This window comes from Streptomyces sp. NPDC059875, from assembly GCF_042731085.1.
In the GTDB taxonomy this organism is placed as follows: Bacteria; Actinomycetota; Actinomycetes; order Streptomycetales; family Streptomycetaceae; genus Streptomyces.
In genome coordinates, this window is record NZ_JBHWJZ010000004.1 from 32,444 (window position 1) to 48,407 (window position 15,964).

The following is a 15,964-nucleotide window of genomic DNA, read 5'->3' on the forward strand; positions in this document are numbered from 1 at the left end:
GTCGCCACCCCGCTCCCCTGAGATGGTGTCCTGCCATGGCGTGCCTAGCTCTGGGACGCTCTCCCACCCACACCGTCGCCCAAGCCGCCCGCGGCTCACCCGCTGCAGCATCTTGCGCCAACGCTCCTGCCCAGACACCCGCCCTACCTCGTGAGCCTGACTGGCTAAGCGCTTCGCTGCTTCCCTGCCGACATCAGTCGTCATGGCGCTCATCGTTCCCCGATCCGGCGGATGGCGAGGGCTGTTCGCCAAACGAAGGCTGGGGGCTGCCCGTGCGCGCCCGGCCTGAGAGTGGACCACTGCCTTGTAAGCCTGGTGGGGCACCTGAGGCGTCACCCCAACTCATCCTGCCTGCACGCTGCGACGATGGTCGCGAGCATGTGCACGCCGCCGAGCTCCTCAGGTGACCCTGGCCGACCGCTCGATCTGGCACGGATCTGGCACGCACCCTGCCAAGCTCACTGCACTGGGGTCGGCGACATTGGCTGGTGGTGGACTCAACCAGACTCCGCCCCTTTCCGAATCTCCATTGCCGTACTAGAGTTCGATTTGCATGGATGTGGAGCAACCTCCCTCATCGCAGGCAGAGTTGACCTAGCCTGGCCTTCGAGGAGTGGGGGCACTGTCTGTGGCGGCATTGATCGAGGCTGAGGGGACGGACCAGCCCCGGAAGCGGCACATTGAGCCCGTCGACCCGTTGACCTTCACGGGGATGATGGAGCAGCTCCAGGAGGGATACGTCTCCAGCGTGGCCGCTACGGCCGGTTGCACGATGGAGACCATCAACAAGGACTACTGGGGTGCAGATGTGCAGCTGATCCGACCTCCGCGGACCGCCCTCGAAGAAGAGTCCATGGTGTTCGCACAGCTCAAGAGCACCACATCGACGACACCAGACCCTGGCAAGGGCTACTTCAGCTACCAATTCACGAAGCGCAAGTACTTCGACCACATGGCGAAGCCCAGGAAGAACCATAAGGCGATTCTGATCGTTATGACGATGTCGCCTCGGCAGGCGGAGTGGACCGAGGCGAGTCACAGCGGACTCTGGACTAGGCGCAGCTGCTACTGGACGTATCTCGAAGGAGTTCAAGTCTCACCGGATGTGCAGAAGCCTTCGGTGCGCATCCCAACGAAGAATCTCCTTGATTCCAATGCCTTAAACATGATCCTCGACAAGATCGATAGGGGTGAGTCGCTGCATGAATGACATCACCATCCCCACTCACGTCGATCCGGATCGATTGGGCACACTCCTGACGGAAGCTGGATGGCAGAGAGTGGGCGGAAGGAGAGGAGTTTACAGCCGCTACATGGCACCCGGCGGACCTTCTTCCCCGCTAGGGAGTTCCAGCCTCGTGGTTCCGCTGGACAAGTCTGCACCGGAATTCTCCGAAATGCTCCATGCTGCCCTTTCCCAACTTTCGCAGGATCGCGAGCTTTGGACTCGTGCCATCTATCCGCGACTTGCCGTGGACTCGTCGGATGAATTCCGCTTCCGAAAGGAGTCTTCAGCACCTAGCGGCTTCATTTCCTGGCGTGATGGCGAAACCCTCATCGAGTCTGCTCGACGAACACTCGTAGCCGGCGCCAAATCGTACATCAGCCCTGGTCGACATTTCGTGAATAGGAACGGGAGATTCGCCAGCCGTTACCTAGACCAGGTCCTGATGGGGCAAACGGCCCCGGGAAGCTACATCGTGACGGCGTACGCGCCGCCGAATGCTGCAGTCGTCATGCGTCCGAGCAACGACGGTCAGGGGATAGACGCTCTACCCGAGGTTGGCGCGGCACCCGTAAGGGCCGTCAACCGCGCAGTGGCGCAAGCAGTGGAAGCGACCGTGGAAGCATTGGAGCACTTTCGAGTCAGCGGATCGCTTTCCGGTTTCGAAGATGGCGTGACCCGTGGTATCTCCTACGAGATGACAAACGCTATCCTCGGCATCGCGTCACATTCCGAGGCGGCCGACATTACGATCGACTGGGATTCAAGCCACCCGCTATCCAGCCAGATCGGGTCTCACTTCGAATTCAGTGGTGCCGACGTTGAGCCACTGAGTAGAGCCGCAGTAAGGCTGGCGGAGGATCAGAGCACCCAGTCAGCGACCATGGTCGGCAGGGTTCATCTACTCGCCAAGAAGAAGGCGGGCAGCCCTGGCGTATTCGGGATCGAATCGCTCTTGCCCGGTTCGCCTCGCAAAGTGCGCGTACGCCTGGCAGACGAAGATGACTATCACGAAGCAATTCGAGCCCACGAAGAGGATCTAGCGCTGCAAGTTAGCGGAACGCTAGAAAAGGAAGGAAATCTGAGCTGGCTCTATAATGCGACAGTGATCCAAACGATGGGATCACTGCTTGAGTACGGTGTGCGCCCCTCGCGTGGCGATGCGATCGAGGGGCAGATGGATCTCTTCGTGCGCCCTGAAAGCCTCTGAGGGGTCTCCCTATCGGCCCCAGGGGATCGGGCACGCATGCGGCACGCTGTTGCCCGGCCTTGCGGCGGCGGCCTGCAAGAAATGCCCCATCTTGCCCGACCGCCACCCCTCGGCGGAAACCAGTAGGCGAGAGACCCCCTGACCTGCGGGTTCCCGGATCACCCTCGTAGCGGACCTGTCACTGTTGGTCGCCACCGGTCACCCCTGAGCCCCCTCGCACGGCCCACAGACGGCCCGGGCTCCCGACCCAGGACCCCGTGGGACAACGCCCTCTCCACACCCCTGAGAAAGAACCGCTTGGACAACGGGAGCTTCATAGACTAGATTTTTACCCCTCAGATCTAGCCTAAAAAAACGGGGTGAAGCATGGCGGACTGGAACATCGAGGTCGGCAAGCGGCTCAAGCGGGTCGAGATCCACGAGGTCTACGGTGGGCGCCGCCAGGGCGGCATCGGCCCCTCGCGGGTCACTGACAACGTGCTGGTCTTCACTGACCCGTCCAAGGGGCACAAGCACGGCTACTTCGACGGCTGGGGTGAGGACGACTGCTACCACTACGCCGGCGAGGGGCAGGTGGGCGACCAGAAGATGACCCAGGGCAACCTCGCGATCCTCAAGCACAAGGAAGAGGGTCGCGCGCTCCGCCTCTTCCGCGGCATCTCGTCCGGCGTCTGCGAGTACATGGGCGAGTTCGTCCTGCCGGACGAGAATCCCTGGTACCTCACGGACGCGCCCGAGACCGGTGACGGCCCGATCCGGAGCGTAATCATGTTCCGGCTCAAGCCGGTCGACGCCGCCCCCGCGGTCGGCATCCAGCTCCCCCACACCCCTCCCAAGGCGCTCATGGTGGACGACGTGGATGTCGAGCAGCACCACACCGAACGCACACTCGTCGACCCGGCGCGGGAACCATACGAAGCCGAACGCCGAGAGGCCGCGCTCGTCCGTGACTACGTCGAGCACCTCCGCCTGCTGGGCCACGAGGTCACTCGGAAGCGCATCACGCCGGCCGGCGAACTGAAGCCGCTCTACACGGACGTCTTCGACCGCACCACGAACACCCTGACGGAGGCAAAGGGGTCCGTCACCCGCGAGGCGATCCGAATGGCGCTCGGACAGCTCCTCGACTACCGCCGCCACATCGCGCCCCGCCCCTCCCTGGCGATCCTTGTCCCGTCCCGCCCACGACAAGACCTCCTCGACCTGTGCGCAGACGTTGCAGTAGCGGTCACATGGCCATCGGGCGACGGATACACGTTGACAACCTCCACTACAGGTAAGTGACTTCGCGCCCACGACCCTTCGCGCGTCCGTACAGTCAAGATGCATCACGCAAGGTCGCAAATCGACTATCACCACCCGCGCGACCGCGCCTCAACTTCGCAAATCAACATGCAGGAACCAGCGCAGATCACTACGATCCACCATCGAAACTATCGCGCTGGCTGGCAGCAGCCTTACAGGCGGGGAGAGTAAATGAAAATGGAGCCGCGCTCCATGGCGCTCGACAAAGTATTCAAGCGTCGAGGGCGCTACGATATCCCCGACTGGCAGCGCGATGAAGTTTGGTCCCTTCAACAGAAGCGGCTGCTCATCGATTCCATCCTGAACGGCTGGAAGCTCCCCAAGTTCTACTTCGCTAAGACGTCGAGCGATCCCGACGAGTTCGACGTAGTGGACGGGCAGCAGCGGCTCGCTACAATCTGGGAGTTTCAGGAAAATAAGCTGCAACTGTCGGATGAAACCGCTGAGCGCTTCGGGGGGGCTACATACAAGACACTGCCCGAATCAGTTACCGACGACTTCGATGATTTCGAAATCCAGTACGACGAGATCACCGAAGCGACCGACGATGACATCCAGGAGTTCTTTCAGCGACTCCAGGCAGGAAAGGCCCTCACCGCGGCCGAGAGGCTCAATTCGGTAAACAGCAACCTGACGACCTTCGCCCGCAAGTTGGCAACGCACTCGTTCTTCACCGAAAAGGTAGCAAGCGCCAATACGCGAAAAGCATACTTCGACATGTCCCTCAAATCCCTTGCGCTGGAAATCGAGGGATTTGGCGTAAGCCTTCGACATGACGAACTTAAGGCGCTGGCGGAATCACAGAGTAACTTCTCAGGGGAATCCCAGGTAGCCACACGACTCCTCGGCACGCTCGACTACCTCAATCGCTGCTTCCCTGAGAAGAGCTCCGTTCTGCGCAACAGGAGCACCATCCAGTCATTCATCACCTTGGCAGCCGTGATCGTGGCAAGTGGCCGGTCGGCAGGGACCGAGGACCGACTGCACTCCTTCTTCAAGGACTTCATCACACAGCTGGCCAAGCAGAACGAACTGGGGACCAAGGCGACGGACACCTCGTATCTGGATTATCAGCGCACGCTCTCTGCAAACGTTAAGTCCGGAGCGAAGGATCGGCACGAGATCCTCATGCGGAAGCTGCTCATCTCAGACCCCGTATGGATGAGCATCCTGACGTTGAAGGATTCCGCCTCCATCGCCATCAGCACCGAGATCGATAACCTCGGCCACCGGATCAGCTCACTCGTCTCACTGAAGAATGAACAGCATTCTGCAGAATACGGATCCGACCTCTTCAAGGCGACTAACAGAACCTTTACCGCGATGACCTCGATCCGCGAGCCTATCGAGGACTTCGAAGGGTACTCAAAGTTCATCGGAGAGCTCTACTTCGTATTTCGCGAAGGCCCCGGGAAACGACTCGAAGGAAAGATTCCCCTCTCCTTCACCGATGTGAACCTTCTGCGCACCGGCCTCCAGCATGACGTCGATCACGGAAAGCCGGGGGAGGTCGCCCGCAAGAAGCGGAAAATTGGTCAGGCGTTCGCTCGCTACGCCTCCGGAGAAACGTCTCCTTCCACGCTCGCACCCGAGCATTTCCCTCTTGTCCAGGCAGCGCTACTCCGAGCCATCGCCACCGATCTGGATGCCCTGGATGTGGGGGAGCTTGGCACTGAAGGTTCCCACTAAGGGCTGTCCCGTAAATGATCTTCTGGTTGTCTCAGGCATGGTGGGCCGCCATGCGGCCCACTTCCCTATCCGGCGCGGGCGAGGTTGTGCATCCGGGCGATGCCGAGCATGGCGTGGTGGACGCCGTCGCCCTTGAGGCGGCAGTCGCGGAGGATCTTCCAGGTCTTCATGCGGGCGAAGACGTGCTCGACCCGGGCCCGGACCTGCTTGTGGGACCGATTGTGTTCCTCTTTCCACTCCGGCAGTTCAATCTGACCGCGCTGCCGGCGGTGCGGGATGACCAGTCCAGTGCCCGGGTATCCGCCGTCGGCGATCGTGAGGGTCTTGCCGACGGCGGCCTTGGCGCCGGACTCGTCCCACGCCTTGCAGTCGTTGCGGTTCCCGGCCAGCGGCCGGCCGACCACGACGACCAGCTGTGTGTCGGCGTCGATGACGACCTGGTGGTTGGTGGAGTACCGGTAGTTCTTGGACCGCTCCGCGATGGTGTGGTCCCGGGTGGGGACCAGGGTGCCGTCCACGATGAGCACGGCGTCCTTGGCGAACCGCTTGCGGGGCTGGAGAGCGAACATCGGCCCGAGGTGGTCGATGATGCGGTCCGCCGCCGACTTCGACACCCCGAACAGCGGCGCGAGCTGCCGCATCGTGAGGTTCGTGCGCCAGTACGCCGCGACCAGCAGAGCGCGGTCCTCCAGCGGAAGACTCCACGGTCGGCCTTTGCGGACCGTGTCCGCACCCTCGCGTCGCAGAACCGTCACCAGTTTCCCGAAGGCGCGGGGGCTGAGCCCGGAGAACGGGGCTATCCAGGACGGTTCCGACGCCGTGATCACACCAGCCACACCAAGATCATCCCAGGCCGGTTAGGGTGCCTTCGTCGAGCCGACGGACTGGAGACGGATGATGGAGCAGGACGAAGCCCTGCAACTCGCGGTGGCGTTTCTCGCCCACAGCCAGCGCGATGACGAGCCGCCTCTCGCCATCGACGCAGAGCGGGTCCGTGAGAGCAACGGACTCCTGATCGTGCCCTACAACTCCGTGCAGTACCTCGCCTCGCGTGATGTGAGAGAGCAGCTGCTGGACTGCTGGCCCATCCTCGTCGACCTTGCGCGTGGAGACGTGCGATTCGGGACCCTGGACGAGCGGCATCTGTGGAGGAACCCGAGCACCTGACGGCTGTCCGCACTGACCCGTCTCAACGAACTTTGACGGCGTCTCAACGAAGTTTGACCGGCTTGGTCAGCTCTCGGGTTCAGCTGACGGAGTCGACGGCGTCGCGGGCGGGATCTGAGCGACACACCGCAATCGGCATGGGAGATCATGCAGGGTATGACTGCCGAACTGATCACCTGGCTGCACGAGCAGATCGACGCCGACGAAGTGGCAGCCGCAGACCAGCCACCCATGTCATGGCTTCCCGAAGGCCTGTCCCCCGACAACCCGCTTGCCGCGCTCTACTCACCGGCCCGCACCATCGCCATGCGCCGCGACTTGCTCGCCGCCTGGCGCGACCCGGAACACGCCGGTACCCAGGACCACGACAGCCACAGCATCGACTGGTCGCTGCGGGTCCTCGCAGCAACCGCCTACTCCAATCGCCCGGGATACCGCGAAGAGTGGGCCCCTACCGACGACGAGCCGGCCTGACACCGTCGACTCCGCCAGCTGAACCCGAGGGCTGACCCAAGCCGGTCAAACTTCGTTGAGACGGGTCACGCGCCACAGTTACGGGACAGCCCTTAGGTCGATGAAGTGGTGGGCTGGATCTGTCAGGGGTGGCCCGTCGGCCCCTTCCCACAGTCCGCCCTAGCTCCCATCCCGTCTGCCGTCGACCCACACACCGTGGAGCAGACACGGGTCCTGGCGTCCAGGTGGAGCGCGCCACTGTACGAACGACCTGGACGCCAGGACCCGTGTCTGCTCGGCTCTGCCTGGGTCGATGGCAGACGGGATGGGAGCCTCCACCTCTACACCCCACGGGCCGGCACCCGCGTACGGCGCCCCCACCATCCCGGAGCCTGAGCGCCCCCGCCGGAGGCATCATCTGTGACCCGCGGCTTCCCTACCGCGCTGCGCTTCGCCGGCGTCAGCTGAGACTTTCCAGACCGAGTTTCGCAAGGCGTGACCTGATGGCGCTGGGCTTGCGGTCGAACTGCTTCCCCAGGGCTTTGAGGTCCCGCTCTCCTCGCTGGTACAGGGCGAGGAGGTGTGTGTCATCTTCCTGCGTCCAAGCGTGGCCCATCTTGGGGTAGCGGGCACGGAGTTCTTCCGGCGATTCCCGCTGTCTGCTCGGTGCGGCCTCTGGGTGTATCGACTCGATGATATCGAGCGGGAAGCGGCCGACTTCGGTTCCGGTCAGCCAGAGGGCGACGTGATCGCCGTCGAAGGTGAGCCGGTCGGCGTGGATGGTTGCCGCTCGGCGGAGGACGTCGCTGTCGTTCGGGTCTTGGTGGTAGTCGCTGAACGTGACACGGAAGGCTGTAGGCGCTGCCGGGGTCTCCATGGGGCAAGCTTGCCCGCGCATGGGTTCAAGTTGGAGGTTGTTTCTCGCCTGCCCGCTGCACGTGGCGCGCCGCCGGGCGGGGCCGCCGCTGGCGAAGACAGTGGCGGCGGCCCCGCCGTAAAGGCGGCGCGCTCCCGCGCCGTGCGCGGGTCTTGATGAAGTAGGGAAACTCTTACCGCGCTGGCTTTTGGCGCTCGGCTTGGAACTGGTCGAGCAGGGTGAAGAACAACTCGATGGCTGGGGTGCCGGTGGCTTCGGCTTCGCGGTCGATCTCTGTTGACCAACCCAGGGAGCTTGCACGGCCGTTGCGTTCGCAGAGCCAGGCGGCGAAGGGAGACACGTCGCCTGGGGTCCAGAAGGGGAACTCCTCTTTGGCGTCGTGCACCGCCATGGCCACTCTGTAGCCGGCGAGCATGGAGTCCAGGTGGGCCAGGGAGCGGCTGCGGACCCAAATGCCGGGGCGGAGGCGGACCTGGTCCAGGAAGTCGTAGACGTTCTCGAACTCGTTCAGTTGCTTCGGCTGCGTCATGCGGACTTCTCCAGAAGGTGTCGGCCGTCATGGCTGCGGACGTGGGGGCCCGCGCCGTCCAGGGCGTCGAGGAGGCGGATCGCGTAGACCTCGGTCATGCGCTCGGTGATCTCTTCCGGGGTGAGCCACTCGACCGCGGTCGACTCGGTGGAGGTTCGTTCCGTGCCGCCTGAGGGCTTGCAGCGGAAGACCAAGGCGACGATGCCGCGGGTGGTGTTCTTGTAGACGCCGGTCAGCTCGTCGACCTCGACGCGGATGCCGGTCTCTTCCCAGACCTCGCGGGCTACGCCCTCTTCGGGGGACTCGGTGAGTTCGAGCACGCCGCCTGGGAGTTCCCAAGTTCCGTTGTCCGCTCGGCGGATTGCCAGGAGGCGGCCGTCCTCGCGTACGACGGCTCCCGCCACCGACACCGAATGCAGTGGCGTTGACTTTGTTCCCGCGCTCCCGTTACTCATGTACAGGAGCATAGGAGAGTGAGAAGGACTATGGGAACGACCGCAGGAGGTGGCAGGGCCGTACCTCGGTACGCCCAGATCGCCGAGGAGATCGTGCAGCAGATCCAGGCCGGTGTCCTGAAGCCCGGAGACCTGGTGCCGAGTGAGTCCGAGCTCGTGGAGCGTTACGGCGTCGCCGGCGGGACAATCCGTAAGGCGATGGTCGAGGTCCGTGCCAGTGGCCTCGTGGAGACGCGGCACGGCAAGGGGTCGATCGTGAAGGACCGGCCGCCCGTGCGGCTGCGCTCCTCGGATCGGTTTCGGGCCTCGCACCGCCGGGGCGGCAAGGCTGCCTACCTCGCCGAGTCGGCCCAGTCCGGTGCCACTGCCAAGGTGAGCGTCCTCTATATCGGTCCGGTAGAAGCTCCGGATGACATCGCCGAGCGGCTCGATGTCGAGGTGGGGACTCAGATTCTCGCGCGGCGCCGTCTGTACTTCCGTAATGGCGTTCCTGTCGAGACTGCTACCTCGTACCTTCCGTGGGACGTCGTGAAGGACATCCCTGAGCTGTTCTCCGAGAACCCTGGCCCCGGCGGCATCTACGCCCGCTTGGAGGACGACGGGCACGTCTTCACTGAGTTCGTGGAGACGCTGCAAGCCCGGCCGGCCGCGAAGGCGGAAGCGTCCGAACTCGCCCTGAGCCCCGGGGCCCCGGTGATCCACCTGCTGCGGAACGCTGTCACCAAGGCCGGTCGCGTGGTCGAGGTCTGCGACACCCTCATGGCCGCTGACCAGTTCGTCTTCGAGTACCGCATCCCCGCCGCAGACTGACGCACGCTCAACTCTCTTCAACCCGCCAGGACTTCTTCGTCCGGGCGGGTTGACTCATATATAGGAGTGGTGCACTCTTCTTCATGTCACTCATGTACATGAGTGCCGGAGTCCAGCACTTCTAGAGGAGTAATCTCTGTGCGTCAGATCCCTGTCGACACCTCCGCAGCCTCCGTGATGGTTGCCCAGTCCCCGCAGCCCAAGGTGAAGGACCGCCGTACCGGCGAGCGCGCCATGGACGCCGAGACCGGTGCCGCGCTGTCGACCGTGGGCGTGATGTTCGCGGCGAACGGCGAGGTGGAGATCCTTACCGTGACCGTCCCGGAGACCGGTGTTTCCGCCGATCTGGTCATGGGGACCCCGGTCGCGGTCACGGGCCTGGTTGCCCGGCCGTGGGAGAACGAGTTCAACGGCCAGCGCCGCCACGGCATCGCCTTCCGGGCTGTCGCGGTGACCTCCCTGGTCGGTAGCGCGACGAACACGAAGGCCGCCTGATCATGCGGTGGTTGATCGCCTCCGTCGTGCTGCTCGCCGCTCTCGCAGTCCTTCTGCGTTGGCGGCGGCCCGCCTGGTACTGGCAGACCTTCGGCGTCACGCTGGCCACGTTCCGGGTTCTGGTCCGGTACAGGTCGGTCATGGACGCCTGCGGGCTGACCGTCCCTCCGCCCCGCTGGCGTCTGGCCATCGCCCGGATGGCCAATCGGCCTGCACCTGAACCGCGGGCCCCGCGCATCCTGCGGCTCCGGCCCACCCGCACCGGTCTTGTCTTACGACTGGGGCTCCGCCCCGGCCAGGACGCCTTCGACGTCGCGGCCTCGTGCGACCGACTCCGGCACTCGTTCGGAATGTACGGAGTCACCTCGCGGGAGATCCGCTCCGGCGTGGTCGAACTGCGGATGACCGGTTACGACGTGCTCAAGCTGGTCCGGCTGCCGGCCAATGCGAAGCGCACGCCGATGCGGGTGCCGGTCGCACTACGCGAGGACGGAGCCGTCCACTACCGCGACTACCGCACCTCCCCGCACGCCCTCACGATCGGCGCGACCAAATCCGGGAAGTCCGTCTACCAACGCAATCTGGTCGCTGAACTCGCCTCCCAGCACGTGGCCTTGGTGGGAATCGACTGCAAGCAAGGCGTCGAGCTGTTCCCCCTGGCGCGTCGTTTCTCCGCCCTCGCCGACAACCCCGACTCCGCCGCTGACCTGCTCGACGCGCTGCTTGCGCACATGGAAGGGGTCTACCAGCTCATACGGACCGAGCAGCGCATCACCGCCGACACCCCGGACGCCGAGATCGCGGCCGATATCTGGGACCTGCCCGACCACCTGCGTCCGGTGCCCATCGTGGTCCTCGTCGATGAGGTCGCCGAACTCGCTCTGTTCGCCACGAAGGACGAGGAGAAACGTCGGGACCGAGTCATCACCGCCTTGGCCCGGCTCGCCCAACTCGGCCGCGCGGCCGGCATCTACCTCGAAATCTGCGGTCAGCGTTTCGGCTCCGAGCTCGGCAAGGGCATCACGATGCTCCGCGCCCAGCTCAGCGTCCGCACCGCCCACCGCGTCAACGACGAGACCAGCGCCAACATGGCCTTCGGTGACATCGCTCCGGACGCCGTCCTCGCCACCGTCCAGATCCCCGTCGAGTCTCCCGGCCTCGCGATCACCGGCGACGCCTCCGGCGGCTGGTCCCGCATTCGTACGCCGCACATCTCGCTCCGCACGGCTGTGAATGCCTGCAACAAGCATGCGGACCTCACCCCGGACCTACCCGGCCTCGCCGCCTTCCGGCCCGCAGTCGAGCCGCCGGTGGACCTCGCCAAGATCCCGGCCCCGGCGACAGCCTGAACTCCCCAGCCTCCGGTCGGCGTGACCGCGTCGCGCCACGTCCCTACCCCGCCATGCCCAAAACGCCTGTAAGGAGGTAATCGCATGACCAGCAAGCTCCGCGTCGACGCCGTGCTGGTCCAAGCCCTGATCGCCGGTGCACTGTCCTTCGCCCACCTGCACGACCTGGCCGCCGCTGCCGGACAGACCGGATGGAAGGCGTGGGCCTACCCCGTCTCCGTCGACCTGCTCCTGGTCGCCGCCTGGCGCCGGCTCCGCTCGGACGGCTCGTCCCGGCTGGCCTGGTGCTGGTTCCTGGTCTCCCTGTTCGCCTCGCTCGGCGCGAACGTCGCCACCGCCGGATTCCTCGACCTCGCCGATCCGCCCGCCTGGCTCCGCTTCGGGGTCGCTGGGTGGCCCGCGGTCGCGTTCCTCGGTGGCACGCTCCTCGCTCACTCCTCGGTTCCGACCGTCGAGCCAGACCCGGAGCCCGTCGAGTCGGAGTACGCCTCTGAGCCCGACGCCGTTGCCGAGCCCGAGCCCGAGCCCGCCCAGCAGATACGCGAGATCCCACCCGCCATCACCGTCCCGGCCGCGCTCGTCGAGCACGCCCGCAAGGTCGCCGCCGACCACCACTCCCGCACCGGCCATTCCATCGACACCGACACCCTGCGCGCCCGACTCGGCGTCCCCGCGCCCATGGCTGATGCCATCGCCGCCCAACTCGCTTGATCAGAACGGAGAACGCCATGTCCCCTCGCGACCACTTCCACTCCGTGATGCGCATCGGCCCCGTGCAGATCGGGACCCACCGCGACCGTCACGGCCGCACCAAGTACGCCGCCGTCTGCACCGCCGACCGCTGCGGCTGGTCCTCCGACTACTCCAGCTCGTCGGCCGCGCAGCTCGCGGCCCGGACTCACCGCTGCCGCATCACCGACTGAACGGATACCGCTCGTGGACGTCCCGCTCTGGCTCGCCCTGATCGTTGTCGGCGTTCTCGGCATCAAGCTGATCCGCCCGCCCTGGTGGCTCGTCGCCGTGATCCTCCTCGGCGGCTTCCTCCTCGCCGACAGCCTGCTGGCCCCTGTCATCGACACCGCCATCTCCAAGTGACCTGACCTGGAAGGGAGAACCACCTCATGCTCCGACCGAAGATCCCGACCATGCCGACGCCGACCGGCCTCGTCACCCCGCCCGCCGTCGTCCAGCCGACCGCGATCCAGCCGGCGCACCAGGCCTCGGTCCCGGCCGCCCCGCCGTCCCGGCCCACCGTCCAGATCACCCCCGGAACCGCACTCGCCATCATCGGTGCCGGTACTGCCGTGGTCCTGGTCGTCGGAACGGTCCTGGTTTCGATGCTCCTCGCGACCGCCGTCACCGCCGCCTCGGTCGCCGTCTGCGCCCTCGTCGTCCGCTCACTGATGGCGTCCTCGACCAAGCGCCGCTGACCGGCCCCCGGGCGGCCTCGATACCGCCAAGCATCCGCCGCCCGGGAGCCGTACCCCTCTCCGATCTCTCAACCGGAAGGAACACCCATCATGGATCAGCGCACCGCCGCCACGGCGGCGGGCCTGGACCCGGCCACCCTGAACGACGTCCTCCGGGTGGCCGCCGACCCCGACTTCGACCGCTGGAAGGATCAGGTGCACCGCACCGGCGGCTGCTCCGACCCCGTCCACCTGACCGGCTGGTCGCTCGCCAAGGACCACACGTCCGGCGAGACCCTGCGGCGCTACTCCACGGACGCCGAGCCCGGTGGACGCCTCCGCGTCGCCTGCGGGAATCGCCGCGCCTCTCGCTGCCCCTCCTGCGCGCACACGTACGCCGGGGACACCTACCACCTAATCCGCGCGGGCCTGGCCGGCGACGTGTCCAAGGACATCCCCACGACCGTCCGCGATCACCCCCGGGTCTTCGCCACCCTCACCGCCCCGTCCTTCGGGCCCGTGCACAATCGGCCCGACTGCGGCACCTGCCGCTGCGGTACCCGTCACCCGGAGAACGACCCCGCCCTGGGCACGGCGCTCGACCCCGAGTCGTACGACTACGCCGGGGCCGTCCTGTTCAACAACCACGCCGGACAGCTCTGGCAGCGCTTCACCAACCGCCTGCGCCGCGAGCTCGCCGCCCGCGCCGGACTCACCCAACGCGAACTGCGAGACGTGCTGCGGGTGTCGTACGGGAAGGTCGCCGAGTTCCAGAAGCGCGGCGCGATCCACTTCCACGCCGTGATCCGCCTCGACGGACCGGACGGCCCCGGCAGCGCGCCGCCGTCCTGGGCCACCGCGCAGTTACTCGACGACGCGATCCGCGCCTCCGCCGTCCACGCCTACACGACTATCACCGTCCCCGCCGCCGGGGACCAGCCGCGCCGACGGTTCCAGTGGGGCCGCCAGCTCGACATCCGCCCGGTCGAGGCGTTCGGCGACGGCTCCGACATCACCGAGCAGGCCGTGGCCGCGTACGTCGCCAAGTACGCCACCAAGGCAGCCGAGAGCACCGGCAGCCTCGACCGCCGGATCGGCAACCGCGAAGTGCTCGACCTCCTGGACGTGCCCGACCACCCCCGCCGCCTCATCGAGGCCTGCCTCGACCTCGCCCCGCTCTACCCGGACCGCAAGCTCGCCGCCTGGGCCCACATGCTGGGCTTCCGAGGTCACTTCTCCACCAAGTCCCGCCGCTACTCCACCACCCTCGGGGCCCTCCGCCAGATCCGCGCCGACTACCGCGCCGCCCAGGAGCGCGACGCCCACGAGGCAGACCTGGACACGGTGCTCGTCCTCGCCTCCTGGCAGTACGCCGGTCATGGCCACACCCCCGGCGAGGCCGCCCTCGCCGCCACCATCGCCCGTGACATCCGGCTGAACCGAGAGACCGCCCGCCAAGCCTTGCGCGACCAACTCACCCTGGAAGGAGCTGCGGCATGACGACTGTCACCGACGAACTGCTGACCGTGCCCGAGGTCATGGCGAAGCTCAAGCTTGGACGCTCCACCGTCTACGACCTCATCCGTTCGCGCCGCCTGACCTCGATCACCGTCGGCCGTGCTCGTCGTGTACCGGCCGTCGCCGTACGGGACTTCATCGCCGACGCGATCGGTGAGGCCGCCTGATGGTCACCCAGCGCAAGCGCAACCCGAACGGCGCCGGCACCATCACCCAGCGGAAGGACGGCCGCTATCAGGCCGCCGTTTACGTCCTCCAGCCGGACGGCACCCGCGCCCGCAAGTTCGCCTACGGCAAGACCTGGGCGGAGTGCGATGCCAAGCGGCGCGTACTCCTCGACAAGGCCGACAGCGGTATCCCCGTGCCGACCCGTTCGGCGAAGCTCTCCGAGTGGCTGCCGTACTGGTTGGACAACGTCATCAAGCCGCGTCGGAAGCTCAGCACGTACGACAAGTACGAGGCGCATGTCCGCCTGTACCTCGTCCCGATGGTCGGCTCCAAGCGGCTGGAGTCCCTGAGCGTCGCCGACGTCCGGCGCTTTCTTGTCCAGCTGGAGAAGAAGACCACCGCTGCCACGGCCAAGGAGTCCCACCGCGTCCTGCGGACCGCCCTCACCGCCGCGTGTCGCGAGGAGCTGATCACGCGCAACGTGGCCACCCTCGTCGAGCCGCCCCGTGCCAAGACGCGCGAGCTGAGTCCCTGGTCGCTGGACGAGACGCTCGACTTCCTCGCCGCCGCCCGTCGGGACCCGCTGTACGCGGCCTTCGTCCTCGCCATTGCCATGGGGCTTCGGCGAGGTGAGCTGGTCGGGCTCCGCTGGGCGGACGTGGACGTGGAGAACCGCGTCCTCTACGTACGGCAGCAGACCCAGCGCCGACGCGGGGTCCTGTATGACGACGATCCCAAGGGGCGCCGTCGGCGAGCCGTACCCCTGCCCGCCATGTGCATCGCGCCCCTCCGCTGGCACCGGATGCGGCAGGAACGCCAGCGGATCAGCGCGGGGGAGAAGTGGCGGGAGGGGGGCTACGTCTTCACCACGGCCAGCGGTCGGCCCGTCGAGCCGCGCAACGTGTACCGCTCCTTCACCCGCGTCGCCGACTCCGCCGGCCTCCGCGTCATCCGGCTGCACGACGCCCGGCACGGCTGCGCGACCCTGCTCACCGCGGCCGGGGTCGCTCCCCGCGTCGTCATGGAGATCCTCGGACACAGCCAGATCAGCATCACCATGGACGTGTACACGCACGTCGTCCAGGACACGCAGCGCGAGGCCATCAGCCACATGGATCGGCTGCTCAAGAGGCGGCCTGGCCGTGAGTGACCGCCGCCGTTGATGTCAGAAGTAGATGTCAAAGGCCACCTACCAAGATCGGTAGGTGGCCTTTCCCCATGTGCCCCCGGCAGGATTCGAACCTGCGACACCCGCTTTAGGAGAGCGGTGCTCTATCCCCTGAGCTACGAAGGCCGGGATCTGTA

At 65.9% G+C, this 15,964-nt stretch carries 20 protein-coding genes and 1 tRNA gene; 16 read left to right on the plus strand and 5 right to left on the minus strand.

Annotation, left to right across the window (positions count from 1 at the left end; genetic code table 11):
* Nucleotides 1–628: 628 nt before the first annotated feature.
* The 4 genes from ACFV9D_RS06160 (at nt 629) to ACFV9D_RS06175 (ending at nt 5,429) form a co-directional block, all read left to right on the plus strand.
* The gene (locus tag ACFV9D_RS06160; RefSeq protein ID WP_385141648.1) at nt 629–1,210 is read left to right on the plus strand and encodes a DUF4365 domain-containing protein; all 582 of its coding nucleotides are present in this window, start codon (nt 629–631) and stop codon (nt 1,208–1,210) included.
* Nucleotides 1,211–1,358: 148 nt separating this feature from the next.
* The gene (locus ACFV9D_RS06165) at nt 1,359–2,435 is read left to right on the plus strand and encodes a hypothetical protein (RefSeq protein WP_385141651.1); all 1,077 of its coding nucleotides are present in this window, start codon (nt 1,359–1,361) and stop codon (nt 2,433–2,435) included.
* Nucleotides 2,436–2,801: 366 nt separating this feature from the next.
* Complete coding sequence (locus ACFV9D_RS06170; protein WP_385141653.1) at nt 2,802–3,719, plus strand: restriction endonuclease; 918 nt, start codon at nt 2,802–2,804, stop codon at nt 3,717–3,719.
* 213 nt (nt 3,720–3,932) lie between these two features.
* Nucleotides 3,933–5,429 carry a DUF262 domain-containing protein gene (locus ACFV9D_RS06175; protein ID WP_385141656.1) on the plus strand — a complete coding sequence of 499 codons (1,497 nt, stop codon included), beginning with the start codon at nt 3,933–3,935 and terminating at the stop codon, nt 5,427–5,429.
* A 65-nt stretch (nt 5,430–5,494) separates the two neighbouring features.
* On the opposite strand, the gene ACFV9D_RS06180 is transcribed toward ACFV9D_RS06175, so the two are convergent.
* Nucleotides 5,495–6,265 carry a transposase gene (locus ACFV9D_RS06180; protein WP_385141659.1) on the minus strand — a complete coding sequence of 257 codons (771 nt, stop codon included), beginning with the start codon at nt 6,263–6,265 and terminating at the stop codon, nt 5,495–5,497.
* A gap of 61 nt (nt 6,266–6,326) precedes the next feature.
* On the opposite strand from ACFV9D_RS06180, the gene ACFV9D_RS06185 reads away from it, so the two are divergent.
* Entirely contained in the window at nt 6,327–6,596 is a 270-nt protein-coding gene (locus tag ACFV9D_RS06185; RefSeq protein WP_385141662.1) for a YrhB domain-containing protein, read from the plus strand.
* Between the two features lie 156 nt (nt 6,597–6,752).
* Complete coding sequence (locus tag ACFV9D_RS06190; protein WP_385141665.1) at nt 6,753–7,070, plus strand: DUF6221 family protein; 318 nt, start codon at nt 6,753–6,755, stop codon at nt 7,068–7,070.
* A gap of 439 nt (nt 7,071–7,509) precedes the next feature.
* On the opposite strand, the gene ACFV9D_RS06195 is transcribed toward ACFV9D_RS06190, so the two are convergent.
* From ACFV9D_RS06195 to ACFV9D_RS06205, 3 genes are all read right to left on the minus strand, one after another.
* The gene (locus ACFV9D_RS06195) at nt 7,510–7,926 is read right to left on the minus strand and encodes a hypothetical protein (RefSeq protein ID WP_385141668.1); all 417 of its coding nucleotides are present in this window, start codon (nt 7,924–7,926) and stop codon (nt 7,510–7,512) included.
* A gap of 172 nt (nt 7,927–8,098) precedes the next feature.
* A complete protein-coding gene (locus ACFV9D_RS06200; RefSeq protein WP_385141670.1) occupies nt 8,099–8,455 on the minus strand; it encodes a hypothetical protein in 357 nt (118 codons plus the stop codon).
* Entirely contained in the window at nt 8,452–8,922 is a 471-nt protein-coding gene (locus tag ACFV9D_RS06205) for an NUDIX hydrolase (RefSeq protein ID WP_385141673.1), read from the minus strand. The genes ACFV9D_RS06200 and ACFV9D_RS06205 overlap by 4 nt, the downstream gene beginning before the upstream one ends.
* 18 nt (nt 8,923–8,940) lie before the next feature.
* Between ACFV9D_RS06205 and ACFV9D_RS06210 the strand changes: the two genes are divergently transcribed.
* From ACFV9D_RS06210 to ACFV9D_RS06255, 10 genes are all read left to right on the plus strand, one after another.
* Nucleotides 8,941–9,720 (plus strand): GntR family transcriptional regulator, encoded by a 780-nt coding sequence (locus tag ACFV9D_RS06210; RefSeq protein WP_385141675.1) that lies wholly within the window; start codon nt 8,941–8,943, stop codon nt 9,718–9,720.
* Between the two features lie 138 nt (nt 9,721–9,858).
* Nucleotides 9,859–10,215: a hypothetical protein gene (locus ACFV9D_RS06215; RefSeq protein WP_385141677.1), complete on the plus strand. Its 357-nt coding sequence runs from the start codon at nt 9,859–9,861 to the stop codon at nt 10,213–10,215.
* A 2-nt stretch (nt 10,216–10,217) separates the two neighbouring features.
* Nucleotides 10,218–11,564 carry an FtsK/SpoIIIE domain-containing protein gene (locus tag ACFV9D_RS06220; protein ID WP_385141680.1) on the plus strand — a complete coding sequence of 449 codons (1,347 nt, stop codon included), beginning with the start codon at nt 10,218–10,220 and terminating at the stop codon, nt 11,562–11,564.
* 84 nt (nt 11,565–11,648) lie between these two features.
* A complete protein-coding gene (locus ACFV9D_RS06225; protein WP_385141683.1) occupies nt 11,649–12,275 on the plus strand; it encodes a DUF2637 domain-containing protein in 627 nt (208 codons plus the stop codon).
* 17 nt (nt 12,276–12,292) lie between these two features.
* The gene (locus ACFV9D_RS06230) at nt 12,293–12,487 is read left to right on the plus strand and encodes a mobile element transfer protein (protein ID WP_141298203.1); all 195 of its coding nucleotides are present in this window, start codon (nt 12,293–12,295) and stop codon (nt 12,485–12,487) included.
* Nucleotides 12,488–12,500: 13 nt separating this feature from the next.
* Nucleotides 12,501–12,659 (plus strand): hypothetical protein, encoded by a 159-nt coding sequence (locus ACFV9D_RS06235; RefSeq protein ID WP_385141686.1) that lies wholly within the window; start codon nt 12,501–12,503, stop codon nt 12,657–12,659.
* A gap of 26 nt (nt 12,660–12,685) precedes the next feature.
* Nucleotides 12,686–12,994 (plus strand): SpdD-like protein, encoded by a 309-nt coding sequence (locus tag ACFV9D_RS06240; RefSeq protein ID WP_385141688.1) that lies wholly within the window; start codon nt 12,686–12,688, stop codon nt 12,992–12,994.
* A gap of 90 nt (nt 12,995–13,084) precedes the next feature.
* The gene (repSA, locus tag ACFV9D_RS06245) at nt 13,085–14,473 is read left to right on the plus strand and encodes a replication initiator protein RepSA (RefSeq protein ID WP_385141691.1); all 1,389 of its coding nucleotides are present in this window, start codon (nt 13,085–13,087) and stop codon (nt 14,471–14,473) included.
* On the plus strand, nt 14,470–14,658 hold the full coding sequence (locus ACFV9D_RS06250; protein ID WP_385141694.1) for a helix-turn-helix domain-containing protein: 189 nt from the start codon (nt 14,470–14,472) through the stop codon (nt 14,656–14,658). Before repSA ends, ACFV9D_RS06250 begins: the two co-directional genes overlap by 4 nt.
* Nucleotides 14,658–15,809, plus strand: a complete 1,152-nt coding sequence (locus ACFV9D_RS06255; protein ID WP_385141697.1) for a tyrosine-type recombinase/integrase — start codon at nt 14,658–14,660, stop codon at nt 15,807–15,809. Before ACFV9D_RS06250 ends, ACFV9D_RS06255 begins: the two co-directional genes overlap by 1 nt.
* Nucleotides 15,810–15,880: 71 nt before the next feature.
* Here the strand turns inward: ACFV9D_RS06255 and ACFV9D_RS06260 are convergent.
* Nucleotides 15,881–15,953 (minus strand) — tRNA-Arg (locus tag ACFV9D_RS06260).
* Nucleotides 15,954–15,964: the final 11 nt, after the last annotated feature.

Excerpts from the sequence above, each read along its gene's own strand:
- ACFV9D_RS06170 (WP_385141653.1), top strand. The coding sequence starts at position 2,802 with ATGGCGGACTGGAACATCGAGGTCGGCAAGCGGCTCAAGCGGGTCGAG.
- ACFV9D_RS06175 (WP_385141656.1), top strand. The coding sequence starts at position 3,933 with ATGGCGCTCGACAAAGTATTCAAGCGTCGAGGGCGCTACGATATCCCC.
- ACFV9D_RS06185 (WP_385141662.1), top strand. The coding sequence starts at position 6,327 with ATGGAGCAGGACGAAGCCCTGCAACTCGCGGTGGCGTTTCTCGCCCAC.
- ACFV9D_RS06190 (WP_385141665.1), top strand. The coding sequence starts at position 6,753 with ATGACTGCCGAACTGATCACCTGGCTGCACGAGCAGATCGACGCCGAC.
- ACFV9D_RS06195 (WP_385141668.1), bottom strand. The coding sequence starts at position 7,926 with ATGGAGACCCCGGCAGCGCCTACAGCCTTCCGTGTCACGTTCAGCGAC.
- ACFV9D_RS06200 (WP_385141670.1), bottom strand. The coding sequence starts at position 8,455 with ATGACGCAGCCGAAGCAACTGAACGAGTTCGAGAACGTCTACGACTTC.
- ACFV9D_RS06205 (WP_385141673.1), bottom strand. The coding sequence starts at position 8,922 with ATGCTCCTGTACATGAGTAACGGGAGCGCGGGAACAAAGTCAACGCCA.
- ACFV9D_RS06210 (WP_385141675.1), top strand. The coding sequence starts at position 8,941 with ATGGGAACGACCGCAGGAGGTGGCAGGGCCGTACCTCGGTACGCCCAG.
- ACFV9D_RS06220 (WP_385141680.1), top strand. The coding sequence starts at position 10,218 with ATGCGGTGGTTGATCGCCTCCGTCGTGCTGCTCGCCGCTCTCGCAGTC.
- ACFV9D_RS06225 (WP_385141683.1), top strand. The coding sequence starts at position 11,649 with ATGACCAGCAAGCTCCGCGTCGACGCCGTGCTGGTCCAAGCCCTGATC.
- ACFV9D_RS06230 (WP_141298203.1), top strand. The coding sequence starts at position 12,293 with ATGTCCCCTCGCGACCACTTCCACTCCGTGATGCGCATCGGCCCCGTG.
- ACFV9D_RS06240 (WP_385141688.1), top strand. The coding sequence starts at position 12,686 with ATGCTCCGACCGAAGATCCCGACCATGCCGACGCCGACCGGCCTCGTC.
- repSA (WP_385141691.1), top strand. The coding sequence starts at position 13,085 with ATGGATCAGCGCACCGCCGCCACGGCGGCGGGCCTGGACCCGGCCACC.
- ACFV9D_RS06250 (WP_385141694.1), top strand. The coding sequence starts at position 14,470 with ATGACGACTGTCACCGACGAACTGCTGACCGTGCCCGAGGTCATGGCG.
- ACFV9D_RS06255 (WP_385141697.1), top strand. The coding sequence starts at position 14,658 with ATGGTCACCCAGCGCAAGCGCAACCCGAACGGCGCCGGCACCATCACC.